A 13,312-nucleotide genomic window follows, 5' to 3' on the forward strand; every position below is an offset into this window, starting at 1 on the left:
ATCAGCGGCGGCGGTGGAACTGGATCTTCTGTTCCAGCGGCGGCAGGGCGTCGCCGCTGTCGCCACAACCATCACAGGCGCCGCCGCCACAGCCCCCGCCCTTGGCGGGCGGCAACCAGCGCCGGCCCAGCGCCTGCCACATTCCCGCACGACGCCCTATCAGCCAGCTGGCCACGCGGGCCTGCCAGCGCCAGCTCGCCGCAGGCGCCAGCTTGCGCAGCATGTAGAGGGTGCTCACCGTCACCAGCGCGGCAATGACCGCGTATTGCCACCACAGCGCGTGATTCATGCCAGCCACCTTGCGACATTGTAGGTCAGGAAGGACGCCGCATAGGCCAGCACGAACATGTAGCCGAAGGACAGCGCCACCATGCGCCAGGACTGCGTCTCGCGGCGGATGATGGCCAGCGTGGACATGCACTGCGGTGCGAAGGCGAACCACACCATCAAGGACAAGGCGCTGGCCAGCGAGATATGCGAGGCCAGCGCGCTCTGCAAGGCCGCGCCTTCTTCGCCGCCGACCGCATAGACCGTGGCCAGCGTCGCCACCGCCGTCTCGCGCGCCGCAAAGGCGGGAATCAGCGACAGGCTGATCTGCCAGTTGAAGCCCAGCGGTGCAAACAGGTATTGCAGGCTATGGCCGATATAACCTGCGATGGAATAGTCGATGGCCGCGCGCGTGGCCTCCGCCGGCGGGGCAGGGAAGGTGCAGATGGCCCACATCAGCACCGTCAGCGCCAGCATCACGCCAGTGAGCCGCTTGAGGAAGATCGCACCGCGCTCCCACAGGCCCAGTGCGATGTCGCGCCAGTTCGGCAAGCGGTAGGAGGGCAGCTCCATCAGCAGCGAGCGTTCCTGGCGCGCATTGCCGATGCGCTTGGCGACCCAGGCCACCAGCATGGCCGCCGCGATGCCGGCCACGTACAGGCAGAACAGCGCCAGTCCCTGCAGGTTGAACACGCCCAGCACCGGCCGGTGCGGAATGAAGGCGCCGATCAGCAACGCATAGACCGGCAGGCGGGCCGAACAGGTCATCAGCGGTGCTACCAGGATGGTAGCGAGCCGGTCACGCGGATCGGTGATGCTGCGCGTGCCCATGATGCCGGGAATGGCGCAGGCGAAGCTGGAGAGCAGGGGAATGAAGGAGCGTCCCGACAGCCCCACCGAGACCATCAGCTTGTCCAGCACGAAGGCTGCGCGCGGCAGGTAGCCCGATTCCTCCAGCAAGAGAATGAAGAAGAACAGCACCAGGATCTGCGGCAGGAAGCCCAGCACCGTCCCCAGTCCGGCCACGAGGCCATCGGTGACCAGCCCGCGCAGCGGTCCCTCCGGCAGCCACTCGCCGACCACGCCGCCCAGCGTACCGAAACCATCGGCGATGGCGTCGGTCATGGGCTTGCCGATGGCGTAGACCGCCTGGAATACCAGGAACATGGTCAGCGCCAGCAACAGCACGCCCAATACCGGATGCAGAGCGATGCGATCGATTGCGTCATCGCGGCGGTCGGTGGGGGCGGGCATGACGACGGTATCGGCCAGCAGGGCGCGCACTTCGACGTGCAGATCATCGATATCCGGCACGGCGGGTGCGGCCACCGGCTCGCCGCCGTCGATGGCCGCCACCAGCGCGCGCGCACCACCGCGCTTGACCGCCACGGTTTCGATGACGGGCATGCCCAGGCGCTGCGACAAGGCGTCCACATCGATGCGGATGCCACGCCGCGCAGCCGCGTCCATCATGTTCAGCGCCAGCACCATGGGCCGGCCCAGGCGCCGCACCTCCAGCACGAAGCGCAGATGCAGCCGCAGGTTGGTGGCGTCGGCCACGCAGACGATCAGGTCCGGCACGGCCTCGCCCGGATAGCGCCCCTGCAGCACCGCCTGGGTAACGCGCTCATCGGGGCTGACCGATTGCAGGCTGTACGCCCCGGGCAGATCGACCACGCGCACCTGGCGGCCGGACGGAGCGGTGAAGCTGCCGGACTTGCGCTCCACCGTCACGCCGGCATAGTTGGCCACCTTCTGGCGCGCTCCGGTGAGCTGGTTGAACAGCGCCGTCTTGCCGCAATTGGGATTGCCCACCAGGGCGATGTTCAAACCGGCCGCGCTCATGCTGCACCTCCCTGAGCCGCCTGCAGCGTGACCCGCTGCGCCTCGGCGCGGCGCAGGGCAAAGCGCGTGGAGCCGATCTGCACGACGATGGGGTCGCCGCCCCAGGGCGCGGCCGCCACCACCCGCACCGGCTCGCCAGGCACGAAACCCAGGTCACGCAGGCGCGCCGCAACGGCGTCGGCGCTATGTTGATCAGTCACGTGGTCGACGATGGCGGCCACGCCCTTGGCGAGTTCGGTCAGGCGCATGAGCTTCTTGGGAAAAGATAAGGGAATCGATAAGCATTCTCATTATATTGCTTCACCTTCGCGCAAAGCTGACCGATTCCTGACAAGCAGGGCCTGCTGCGACGATTTGCCGCACGAAAACCTTTGAATGAAGGACGTTGGAGCGAGAAGTAAAAAAAAACAAAGACATGAATGAAACGCAACATCTGCCTTTTCTTTTATTATCTGAACAATATTTCCGGAGAACACTGTGGCGTCTACGTTGAACGCGGTCGAAATTGTCATGCGTAAATTTTTGCACCGCACTATACTTTGCACTGTTTCCGTAGGGAAATTCACGCCCATTGCTTCCCGCGATTCGCAGGGCAAAGGCAAGCACGCAAGCCGACGGTTCATCCGCGTGGGGGCGGCCCTGTCGGTCCGATCGATTCACGCAGGCGGTCTGAGCAGCTCCCAAATTGCCTGAGCAACAAGAACAACATGAATCCACTACCAGCCGGCCCAGCCGGATCGGACATGCCGGAACAGATGCCACTGCGCTCCTTGCTCGCCGAGATCAGCGCGCTGACCCTGCATGTGCAGCAACTCAGTCGTATGGCGGGGGAGGCCAGCGCACTGATCGGGAATGCGCCGGCCAAAGCACCGCGCCAGCCATCGCCACCTGCGCCGGACGCCCCTGGCAGAAGCCTGCGTAGAGAACTGGAAGCAGCGATCATGCGCATCTTCGATGAGTCCTTCGGACCGCGCACTGACACGCTGGAGCGTCAGATGAGCATGAGCCTGATTTCCGATATCGGTCCGGTCGCCTTCGTGCAGAAGGTGCTCTGGGGCGAGGAAATCAGCGACATCGCCCTGACCATCGCACTGGAACGCATGCTGCCCGCGCTGGAAACACTGGTAGAACAATACCCAGAGGCTTTCCTGCAACAGGCCAACTCGCTGCTGCGTCGCTTCAATCCCAACCAACACTGATTTCATCGACAGACTTGAACGGCTGGCCTCTCAGGACGCCCGCCGCAGCGAACGCTGCAGATGGACGGCAAAGCGCGAGGCTGCAATCGACTGGCGGTGATAGGCCAGCGACAATTGCGCACGCGGCGCCGGCTCGACGATCTCGACGTAGCGCACCTGCGCCAGCTGCACCTGTTCGATGGCTTCGGGCACGATGGAGATGCCCAGGCCTGAGGCCACCAGATTGATGGCCGAGGTCAGTTGCGGTGCCAGCTGGATCACCTGCGGATCGAAGCCGGCAGCCTGGCAGGCGCTGAAGATGCTGCCGTACAAGGCCGAACCTTTGCCACGCGGCACCATGATGAAATTCTCGCTGGCCAGGTCCTGCAAGCGCAGCGACTTGCATCGCGCCAGGGGATGCGAACGTGGCAGCGCCACCTTCAGTTTTTCCGCCGGCAATTCCACCACGCCCAGCGCCGCCGACGGCGTGGTGACGATGCGCACGAACGCGGCGTCCAGCTGCGAGGCCGCGATATCGGCCAGCAACTGTTCGGTGATGCCTTCGCTCAGCGAAATTTCCAGCTTGCGATGCCGTTCGCGGAACTGCTGCAAGGCATGCGAGACCAGCGGATGGAATACCGCCGAGGAAGTGAAGCCCATGCGCAGCAATCCAGTCTCGCCGCTGGCGGCCTGGCGCGCGGCCCGCAGAGCCTGCTCGGCCTGGTCCACGGCGCGCTGCGCATGCGGCAGCAGCACGCGTCCGACCTCCGACAATTCCACCCCTTGCGAAGTGCGCAGGAACAGCGCTGCGCCGACTTCCTCTTCCAGCGCCTTGATCTGCATCGACAGCGGCGGCTGGCCGATGCCCACCTTTTCTGCGGCACGCGTAAAGCTGCGTTGCTCGGCGACGGCGAGGAAATAGCGAAGATGGCGGAGTTCCATGAACAGTCCTGATGAGTTGACGGTGACAGGGCGTCTGATGTGTCCCCATCTGTTTTGTAGATGGGCCACCCCTGTCCCATATATTGGACAATATAACGGATTTCTTCCAGACTGCCTGTTCACCCACTCATCCACTCTACGGTGACGGCAGGCCCGGCGCCCTCCGTCGCAAGGAATCCTCCATGCAGTCCCTGTCCGACCCGGCCGCCCGCGCGGCCAACGCCGACGCTCCGGTGCCCCCGGCGCCGAGCGCGCCAGAAGCCGCGCCCCGTGGCGCGACCCGCGGCAGCGCCGCCTATGCCCGCATCGTGCTGGCGCTGTTCTTCTCAGGCTTCGCCACCTTCTCGCTGCTGTATTGCGTGCAACCCTTGCTGCCCATCTTCGCGCAGGAATTCGGCATTGGCGCAGCCAGCGCTTCCCTGGCCCTGTCGTTGTCCACGGGCTTTCTGGCCGTGTCCATCGTGCTGGCGGGCATGCTGTCCGAACGCTATGGCCGCCGCGAACTGATGTTCGCCTCCCTGGCCACGGCGGCCTGCTGCAACCTGGCCGCTGGCGTGGCGCCGGACTGGCATCTGCTGCTGGTGGCGCGCACCCTCGAAGGCATCGCCCTGGGCGGGGTGCCGGCGGTGGCCATGGCCTACCTGGCCGAGGAAATCGATGCGACCGGACTGGGCTTTGCCATGGGCCTCTATGTGGGCGGCAACGCCTTCGGCGGCATGGCCGGACGGGTAGCCATGAGCGTGCTGGCCGAACATCTGGGCTGGCGCGCCGGCATGCTCATCATCGGTGCGCTGGACCTGGCGCTGGCGGTGGCCTTCGTGATGATGCTGCCGGCCTCACGCCACTTCGTGCGCAATAGCAGCATGCGGCTGGCCGACCACTTCGCGCTCTGGCGCGGCCATCTGCGCCACGCCCGCCTGCCGCTGTGCTTTGCCATCGCCGCGCTGAACATGGGCGTGTTCGTGACTTCGTACAACTATGCCGGATTTCGCCTGATGAGCCCGCCGTTCTCGCTCTCGGCCACGGTCACCGGCCTGATCTTCAGCGCCTATCTGTTCGGCATGCTGTCCTCGTCCTGGGCCGGTGCGCTGGCCGACCGCTATGGCCGCGCCCCCCTGGTGGCCGTCGGCATCGGCATCTCCTGCCTGGGCCTGCTGCTGACCTGCACCTCATCGCTGGTGCTGGTGATCGGCGGCATCGTGCTGCTGACCATCGGCTTCTTCACCACCCATTCCGCCGCCAGCAGCTGGGTCGGGCGCATGGCCCGCCAGGGCAAGGGGCACGCGGCCTCGCTCTACCTGCTGGCGTACTACCTGGGCGGCAGCATCCTGGGCTCGGTGGGGGGATGGTTCTGGGAGCATTCAGGATGGAATGCCGTGGCCGGCTTCATGCTGCTGCAAGTGATGGGTGCGGCCTGGGCGGCGCGTTGCCTGTGGCGGCAGGGGCGTAATTGAAGCTGTTTTATGGTGTTGCGCGGCACCTGTTTCGGATAAAAAACGGCTCAGAAAACGTGAGTCGTTTACCGTTCCGATGACGTCGAAAATGAGATTGACGAAGCGTTTTCCGATGGTCTTTCGGCAACTTTTCTGCTGGTCAATGTTGTTATAGTTTTTTTTGACGGCACTAACATTGCTTTTCTTCATTTATAACAAAATGAACGCGCGGCGAGCAGATGAAAAAAAGCCCCGATCCAGCAGGACCGGGGCTTTCATCACGGAGTAACGCTGCGTTTGAAGATCAGTGCGACTTGTCGACCGGTGCAGCAGGGGTTGTCGCCAGCGCCTCATTGCGCTGCGCGGTCGATTCCTGGCGCTCCTGTTTCAGCTGCGCCTTGGCTTGGGCGCGATCCTGCTTGTACTCTTGCTTGGCGGCCTTCTTCTCGGCCTTGTACTGCGCCTTCGCATCGGCATCGGCCTGACGCTTCTGCACGAAGGGATCGTTCGAGGGAGCGCCATTGGTTGCGGTGGAAGAAGGTGCAACCGGTGCGCTGCTCTGCGCCATTGCACCGCCAGCCAGGGCCATGAACAGGGACGAAATCAGAATATGGCGTGCCTTCATTTTGTTACCTCCTTACACTTTTCGAGTTAGAAACGCGATTGTTGAAACTAACAATCCGTGCAAGCACTGTAAGCGATCGTGGCGCCGTTTCCGTGTCAGACAAGGACTGATTCTGAGCTTCCCGGATCACGGAAATTGCCGCGCTGCATTGCAACGTCGGCGTTGGCCGTGCTTGCCTGTAGTCTGAACGTCGATTGCGTGGGTGGTTCGAGCAAAAATGCAAGCGAACGTGAGCGCTTGAAAGCATTGGTAACAGGATGGAACTACCACCCTAAGCTTGCCCAGGGGGTGGAAAAAGGGGGAGGGCTGAAAATGCGGGCTGGAAAAACGGCCTAGGCGCTGCGCCTGTGTTCCTCGCTGCCGTCCAGGCCCTCCAGGCTATGCAGCCAGTCCTGCCAGAAGCGTCGCGCTGCCTCCTCGAAGCGGCGTCCATATTGCTGGGCGTCTGCGCGCAGCCGCGCCAGGCTGATATTGCGGGTATGGGCGATCTCATGGGCATGGCCCAGCATCCATTGCTCGACCGTGCGCACGTCCACTTCGGGGTGGAATTGCAGCGCCAGGCAATGGCGACCCCAGGCGAAGGCCTGGTGGGGATACATGTCGGAAGAAGCGAGGTGGCGCGCCCCGCGCGGCAGGTCGAAGGTGTCGCCATGCCAGTGCAGCACGCGGGTTTCCGGGTCCACCAGCTGGCGCAGCCAGGCATGCTCGTCCAGGTGCGGGCCGGCCTGCAGGCGGCTCCAGCCGATTTCCTTGCCACAACTGCCGGGATAGACGCGGGCATGCAGCGCCGCCGCCATGAGCTGCGCACCCAGGCCCAGACCCAGCGTGGGCAGGTCTTCCAGCAGGCGCGCACGCAACCAGGCGATCTCGGCGCGCAGCCAGGGATAGGCCTCGGTGTCATAGACCGCAATGGGACCGCCCAGCACGATGAGCAGGTCCGCATCCAGAGGCGAGAGCTGGTCGAAACTGTCTACGCCGACGTCGAAATGGCGCACCTGGTAGCCATTGCGCGCCAGCAGCGGCGCCAATTGGCCCAGATCTTCGGAAACGACATGGCGCAGGGCGAGGGCGGTCTTGTTCATGGGCGACGATAGGTTCGTGGGAGGAAGGAGCAGGGCGGGGCGGCCCGCTTCGCTATATCTTAGCGTATACAACGAAGCCCTGAAAAACTTGATCAAATAGTTTGAACAAGTCATTGGCATTTTGTATCGACCCGATAGAATTCGCTTTGCGGCATCGCAAAGTCGATGCGGGGTGCGGTGGCCGATACCACAGCGAGATACCGCCTACTTCCTATAATAATCAACAGCTTATCTTTAATAATGCCTTGGTGCCTGGCTCTTCCAGCATGTGCAGTTGCAGCGAAAAAAGCCAAGTACAGCATCGAAAAAACTGATTGTTCGCGTTTCTGGAATGATGTATTCCGGTTTGTCGGCTTTTTCTCGGCCAGCCCGATCCCTACACTTGGTTCCACGATGACAGCACACAACGACTGATCCACAAGCGTCGGGCCGGGTTGCAGTGCTCATCCTTATCTCTCACAAGGAACGATCATGAACACCAAGAATATTGCCAAGAACCTGTTCGCCGGCCTGCTGCTGACTACCGCCGTGGGCGCCGCCATGGCCGAAGCCCCGTATCCCGTGGAAAGCAAGTTCGTCTCCACCAAGACCCGCGCCGACGTGATTGCCGAACTGCAACAGGCACGCGCCAACGGCGAGATCCTCGTCACCGACCAATATCCGATGGACCAGCCCGTGGTCTCCACCCGTACCCGCGCTGAAGTGGTCGCAGAACTGAAGCAAGCCCGCGCCAATGGCGAACTGCTGGTCACCGACCAGTACCCGGTCGACAAGCCCTTCCACTCGACCCTGACCCGCCAGCAAGTCCAGCAGGAATTGCAACAGGCCCGCAACCAGGGCACTGCCGTGAGCAACGCCCAGGACCGCGCCCTGTAATCCAGTCATCCCTGTTGAATCGAATCGTTGCCGATGAGCGTGCCGCCGCCCTGCGCGGCGCTCATCAGCCCCATACCAGAAAGGAAAGATCATGAACACCAAGCATCTCTTCGCAGCCCTGCTGCTGAGCACTACCGTTGGCGCCGCCATGGCCGAAGCCCCGTATCCCGTGGAAAGCAAGTTCGTCTCCACCAAGACCCGCGCCGACGTGATCGCTGAACTGCAACAAGCCCGCAGCCAGGGTCAGTTGCTGGTCACCGACCGCGACCAGGGCCTCAACGGCGCCGACACCCGCGCCGTGGCACAGAACGGCAAGACGCGCGAGCAAGTGCGTGCCGAACTGGCGCAAGCCCGCGCCAATGGCGAGATGAAGGTCACCGACCAGTAAGCGCCTTGCGCCTGCGGCACGCTGCACGACAGTTGCCGCAGGCCAGACATGACAAGGGCCTCGTGATCCGAGGCCCTTGTCACATCCCCAGCGCCTGCGCGGCGGCAAGCGCGCTCAGGCCTTTTGCGTGGGCGGACCGTCGATGATGCTGTCGATCGCCTCGGGATCGTTGCGCGCCTCGACCTCGGCGCGCAGGCGCGGCAGCGCACCCGGATAGTTGCTGGCGATGAAGCCGATCATGTGTTCGCGGATCTGGCAGCGCAGGTCGAAGGCGCTGCCCGAATCCTTGGCCGAGACCAGCAGGCGCACCTGCATCGTGCGCTCGCTGACATCGGTGACATGCATGACGCAGACACGCTTGTCCCACAACGGCAGGGTCTTGCAGACGCGTTCGAATTCGTCGCGGATGGCCTGCGTGGGCACCGAGAAATCCAGCCACAGGAACACCGTACCGAGGATGGTAGAAGAGGTGTGGGTCCAGTTCTCGAAGGGGTTCTCGATGAACCATTGCAGCGGCACGATCATGCGCCGCTCGTCCCAGATGCGCACCACCACGAAGGTGCCGGTGATCTCTTCCACGCGGCCCCATTCGCCCTTGACGATGAGTACGTCATCAATGCGGATCGGCTGCGAAAACGCGATCTGCAACCCCGCAAAGAAATTGCCCAGCACCGGCTTGGCCGCAATACCGGCGACGATGCCGGCCACCCCGGCCGAGGCCAGCAGGCTGGCGCCGAACTGGCGCGCGCCTGGCAGCGTCAACAGCACGAAGGACAGGCCCAGCATGGCGATGATGAAATAGGCGCTGCGCGAGAGCACGCGGGTCTGGGTGAGGATGCGGCGCGCCTTGAGGTTGTCGGCCACGTCATAGGGATTGAGATTGATGACGGTCAGGCTGACCGACTTGACGCAGCGGATCAGGAACCAGGTCAGCGCCAGGATCAGGGCGATGGAGGTGAGGTAGGAAATGCTGGTCAGCCCGGGGGTATTGTCCGGCGCGCCAGTGAGCACCAGGCGCAGCATGAACAGGATCACGCAGGTGCGGCTGGCGCTGAAGGTGACCTCGGTGGCGGTGGTGGTGAAGGAGCGCCCACGCGCCAGCCGCCGCACCACCGCGATGCCTATCCGGTGCAGGAACACCGCCACCACCACGGCCACGAGGGCCACGCCCAGCACGATGAGGCCGGAGCGCAGCGGGCCCTCGTTCATGTTGTAGAGAAAATCCAGGTCGAAGCTCATCCATTCCCTTCCATTGGCATGTTGTCGAAGCGGCACGCCGAAGCGTTTTTCCGGTTCGAACAGGGAAGGGCGATTTTGTTTCCGCTTATTTTCCTGCAGGCATCGCACGGTCTGCCTCGAGCGTGGCCACCAGCAGGCAGGCGGTCTCCACGGCAGCGGCCTGAGCCAGGTGCATGGGGGCGGGACGATGGCGCAGCAAGTGGTGCAGGGCGCTGCTCTGATGCGCCGACAAGGCCGCAGCCAGCGCGCGCAACCAGGCCAGCAATTCCGGTGACGCCGCCTGCGGGTGCGCCCAGATGTGGCTGGCCGCCGCCGCCAGCCGCCGCGACAAGGCCACGGCGGTGCGTCCGCGTCCATGATCGCGTTCGGGCCAGCCGCGCTCGCGCGCCACCCGTTGCAGCAGCAGGCCGGCTTCCACATTGGCCACGCAGGCGGCGCGGCGGTGGGCATGCAGCATGGCCATTTGCGGCGCGGCCTGCGTGGCCAGGGCCTCGATCAGATAGGCCAGGTTGAGCTGGGCCATGCGCTGCAATTGCGCCTGCGGATCCTCGGGATGACGGCGCGGCCAGAACAGGTAGCTGGCCAGCACCGCCACCACTGCGCCGATGACATTGTTGCCGGCGCGCAGGGCCGCATTGGCCAGTTCGTGCGCAGGATCGCCGCCCACATCGGCCACCAGCACGAACACCGGTGTGAGGAAGGTGGCGTACAGCCCATAGCTGACCGGCTTCAGGGCCATGGTCAGCACCGTGAGGGGGAACACCAGCAAGGCCAGCGCCAGCGGCGAATGCACCACCAGGCAGAGCCCCACGGCCAGCACGCCGCCCACCACGCTGCCGACGGCGCGCTCCATGCTGCGCGACCAGCTCTCGGCAATGCTCGGCTGCATCACCAGCATGGTCGCCATGGTGGCCCAGTAACCGAAGGGCAGTTCCAGCAGATGCACGATGAGGTAGGTGGCGCCGGCCGCTGCCGCGCAACGCCAGGCGTGATGCCACTCGGCCGAGCCGGTGGCCGCATGCGAGGCGGCCTTGCGCCACAAGGCTCGCACGCGGTGCAGCAGGATCGCCGGCATGGCACGTGCGGGCGCAGCGGTGCGGGCCATCTGCTTAAGTCCGGTCGGGTCGTCGCTGCCCACGGCCAAGGGCGTATGCACCTGTTGCAACAAGCGGCCTGTGCCGCTGGGCAAGCGCGCCACCAGCTGGCGCAGCCGCGCCATGATGCGCACATCCTCGTCGGCGGCAATGGCTTCGCCCTGGCTCATGGCGGCCTGCATGGCCTGCAGCTGGCGGGCGATGCAGGCCAGCACCCGCGCCGTGCGCTGGCGCGCGCGGGGTTCCTGATAATGCGTCAGTTGCAGGTCCACCAGCAACGTGACGCCGTCGAGCAGATCGTCAGCGCGGGCCAGCCGCACCAGCAGGTTGTCGTAGAGGCGGCGCGATTCGGTACGTTCGACGGCCACGGCTTGCAGGGCGCGACGCGCGGCGGCGATGTCGAAACGCGCATGGCGGCGGGCATGCGCGGCCAGGTCGGCGGCGTGGCTGGCATAGGCCGGCTCGTCCAGGCCGCTGGCTGCGGCGACGGAGGCCAGCTCGGCCAGCGTGCCATAGGCGCGCGCCACAGCTTGCCGGGCCGGTCCGAAGGGATGGATGCGCCACACCGTCAACCCCAACAGCAGCGCCCACAGGCAACCGCCAAAGTAGATCAGCACGTGGCTCTGGCGCAGCGGCCACAGGATCACCGGGGCATCGGCCATGATGGCCGAGACGCCCGCGGCCAGCATCAGCACCAGCCCGGCAGCGGCGCCATAGATGCGCGAAAAGCCCGCCACGCCAGCGCAGGCCATGATGGTCAGCCAGCCCAGTTCCACACTCAGGGACGCGGCGCTGGCGGCGACCATTCCGCCCAGCGTGGAGGCCAGCGCGAAGCCGCCCATGGAGGCGAGGCGGGCGCGGTTGGAACCGGCGCTGTCGGCCAGGCAGGTGAGGAAGGCGCCGATGGCGGCCCACGAAAACAGGGGATTGCCCAGCCATTCGCCCAACAGCAGCATGGCCGCCGCGCTGCAGGCGGCGCGCAGGCCTTCGGAGAGATTGGCGTGACGCAGGGGGAATTGCGCGCGCCAGCGTTCCACGCGGGTGCGGCAGCGGCGGCAATGGGAGAGCAGGAGCAGGCGGTACAGCGAGAAATACTGGGAAAAACGCGGCGTCAGGAGCGGCGGCATGATCACGTGGGCGGAGGGAGGCGGCTGGCGTGGAGTGCCGACACCTGCGCGCTCATGGCCGCAACGACGTCATTCCGGTTCCGCCGGCGCGGATGAAGAGGGGAGGCAGGTATCGGCCTGATCAGTATAGGAATCCGCTGCATGCACGGTATGACTTAAGTTCCGATATTGCATTCCCTCTGTGCATGGATGCTTCAGCTCGTGCTCTTGCGCAGCTTGCCGCCCGCGAAGAGTTGCGCCGAGACCGCCATCCAGGCATGCGCCGCATGGGAGAGATAGCCGCCCCGGGTGACGTAGGCGACCTTCCACTGCACCTCGGGCTCGACCAGGCGCACGGCCTGCAACTGCTGGGTGGCCAGGCGGTGGATGAAGGGCTCGGGCAGCAGGGCCGTCCCCATGCCGGCCAGGGCCATGGCCACCAGCCAGTCCCACTGGGCGCTCTGGGCGACGATCTCGGGCTTGATGCCGTGTTCGCGGAAGACGCCGCGCAGGCTGCGGGTCAGGCCGAATTCATTGTTGAGCAGGACCAGCGGCATGCCATCGAGCTGGGCGCAGCGCAGGCTGGCGCGGTTCTTCTGGAAGCTGCCGGCCTGGGCCACGGCCCACATCGGATAGCTGGCCACCGGCAATGTCTCCAGCCCTAGTTCGGGATCGGCTGGGAGCACCGTCATGCCGATCTCCAGTTCGCCATTGGCCACGCGCTGCTCGATCTGCGGTCCGGTATCTTCCTGCAGGACCACGGCAATGTCGGGATGACGTTCGCGGAAAGCCTTGAGCACGGGGGTGCAGAGGATGTTGATCATGGGCGGGATGCCGATCTCCAGGCGGCCCGAGCGCAGCGCCTTGGTATCGCGCACCTCGGCGTGCAGGCGCTGCATCGCGGCCAGGATCTGCTGGCCCTGCTCATAGACCACGCGGCCGGTATCGGTGAGCTGCAGACGGCGGCCATCGCGGATGAGCAGAGGCGCATCCACTTCTTCCTCGAGCTGGCGCACCATCTTGCTGACGGTGGACTGGGTGACATGCAGGGCGTCGGCGGCGCGGCTGAAGCTGTTGTGGCGTACCGTTTCGGTGAAGTAGCGCAGGGCGCGGATATCCATGGCGAGGGACTTTCGGCGGGGTGGAGAGCTATGCGTTTTATGACTGGAAATCGGGAATTTTAATCATACAGTGCATAGTACGCGGCTCCTATACTGGGACAAAAAAGAATGCAAGA

At 64.7% G+C, this 13,312-nt stretch carries 13 protein-coding genes; 4 read left to right on the forward strand and 9 right to left on the reverse strand.

Going from position 1 to position 13,312, the window contains the following annotated elements; all coding sequences use genetic code 11:
* Position 1: 1 nt before the first annotated feature.
* The 3 genes from BGK68_RS05175 to BGK68_RS05185 are packed head-to-tail and all read right to left on the reverse strand — an operon-like array spanning position 2 to position 2,360.
* A complete protein-coding gene (locus tag BGK68_RS05175; RefSeq protein WP_075256185.1) occupies positions 2–289 on the reverse strand; it encodes a DUF6587 family protein in 288 nt (95 codons plus the stop codon).
* Positions 286–2,112: a ferrous iron transporter B gene (gene feoB, locus BGK68_RS05180; protein WP_075256186.1), complete on the reverse strand. Its 1,827-nt coding sequence runs from the start codon at positions 2,110–2,112 to the stop codon at positions 286–288. The genes BGK68_RS05175 and feoB overlap by 4 nt, the downstream gene beginning before the upstream one ends.
* Positions 2,109–2,360: a FeoA family protein gene (locus tag BGK68_RS05185; RefSeq protein ID WP_075256187.1), complete on the reverse strand. Its 252-nt coding sequence runs from the start codon at positions 2,358–2,360 to the stop codon at positions 2,109–2,111. Before BGK68_RS05185 ends, feoB begins: the two co-directional genes overlap by 4 nt.
* A 495-nt stretch (positions 2,361–2,855) precedes the next feature.
* Here BGK68_RS05185 and BGK68_RS05190 point away from each other — a divergent pair, with 495 nt between their 5' ends.
* Positions 2,856–3,311 carry a hypothetical protein gene (locus tag BGK68_RS05190; protein WP_075256188.1) on the forward strand — a complete coding sequence of 152 codons (456 nt, stop codon included), beginning with the start codon at positions 2,856–2,858 and terminating at the stop codon, positions 3,309–3,311.
* A gap of 30 nt (positions 3,312–3,341) precedes the next feature.
* On the opposite strand, the gene BGK68_RS05195 is transcribed toward BGK68_RS05190, so the two are convergent.
* Positions 3,342–4,232, reverse strand: a complete 891-nt coding sequence (locus BGK68_RS05195; RefSeq protein ID WP_075256189.1) for a LysR family transcriptional regulator — start codon at positions 4,230–4,232, stop codon at positions 3,342–3,344.
* A gap of 182 nt (positions 4,233–4,414) precedes the next feature.
* On the opposite strand from BGK68_RS05195, the gene BGK68_RS05200 reads away from it, so the two are divergent.
* Entirely contained in the window at positions 4,415–5,686 is a 1,272-nt protein-coding gene (locus BGK68_RS05200; RefSeq protein ID WP_075256190.1) for an MFS transporter, read from the forward strand.
* Positions 5,687–5,969: 283 nt separating this feature from the next.
* Here BGK68_RS05200 and BGK68_RS05205 read toward each other — a convergent pair whose 3' ends face one another.
* Both BGK68_RS05205 and BGK68_RS05210 read right to left on the reverse strand, forming a co-directional pair.
* Entirely contained in the window at positions 5,970–6,290 is a 321-nt protein-coding gene (locus BGK68_RS05205) for a hypothetical protein (RefSeq protein ID WP_013232130.1), read from the reverse strand.
* 332 nt (positions 6,291–6,622) lie between these two features.
* Entirely contained in the window at positions 6,623–7,372 is a 750-nt protein-coding gene (locus BGK68_RS05210) for a glutamine amidotransferase (protein WP_075256191.1), read from the reverse strand.
* A gap of 471 nt (positions 7,373–7,843) precedes the next feature.
* Between BGK68_RS05210 and BGK68_RS05215 the strand changes: the two genes are divergently transcribed.
* On the forward strand, positions 7,844–8,248 hold the full coding sequence (locus BGK68_RS05215; protein ID WP_075256192.1) for a DUF4148 domain-containing protein: 405 nt from the start codon (positions 7,844–7,846) through the stop codon (positions 8,246–8,248).
* A gap of 91 nt (positions 8,249–8,339) precedes the next feature.
* A complete protein-coding gene (locus BGK68_RS05220) occupies positions 8,340–8,636 on the forward strand; it encodes a DUF4148 domain-containing protein (protein WP_075256193.1) in 297 nt (98 codons plus the stop codon).
* Between the two features lie 114 nt (positions 8,637–8,750).
* Here BGK68_RS05220 and BGK68_RS05225 read toward each other — a convergent pair whose 3' ends face one another.
* The 3 genes from BGK68_RS05225 to BGK68_RS05235 form a co-directional block, all read right to left on the reverse strand.
* On the reverse strand, positions 8,751–9,875 hold the full coding sequence (locus BGK68_RS05225) for a mechanosensitive ion channel family protein (protein WP_075256194.1): 1,125 nt from the start codon (positions 9,873–9,875) through the stop codon (positions 8,751–8,753).
* 85 nt (positions 9,876–9,960) lie between these two features.
* Positions 9,961–12,096 carry an FUSC family protein gene (locus BGK68_RS05230; protein WP_075256195.1) on the reverse strand — a complete coding sequence of 712 codons (2,136 nt, stop codon included), beginning with the start codon at positions 12,094–12,096 and terminating at the stop codon, positions 9,961–9,963.
* 194 nt (positions 12,097–12,290) lie between these two features.
* On the reverse strand, positions 12,291–13,196 hold the full coding sequence (locus BGK68_RS05235) for a LysR substrate-binding domain-containing protein (RefSeq protein WP_075256196.1): 906 nt from the start codon (positions 13,194–13,196) through the stop codon (positions 12,291–12,293).
* Between the last annotated feature and the right edge of the window lie 116 nt (positions 13,197–13,312).

The organism is Herbaspirillum camelliae (assembly GCF_001929405.1).
Taxonomy (GTDB): Bacteria; Pseudomonadota; Gammaproteobacteria; order Burkholderiales; family Burkholderiaceae_D; genus Herbaspirillum; species Herbaspirillum seropedicae.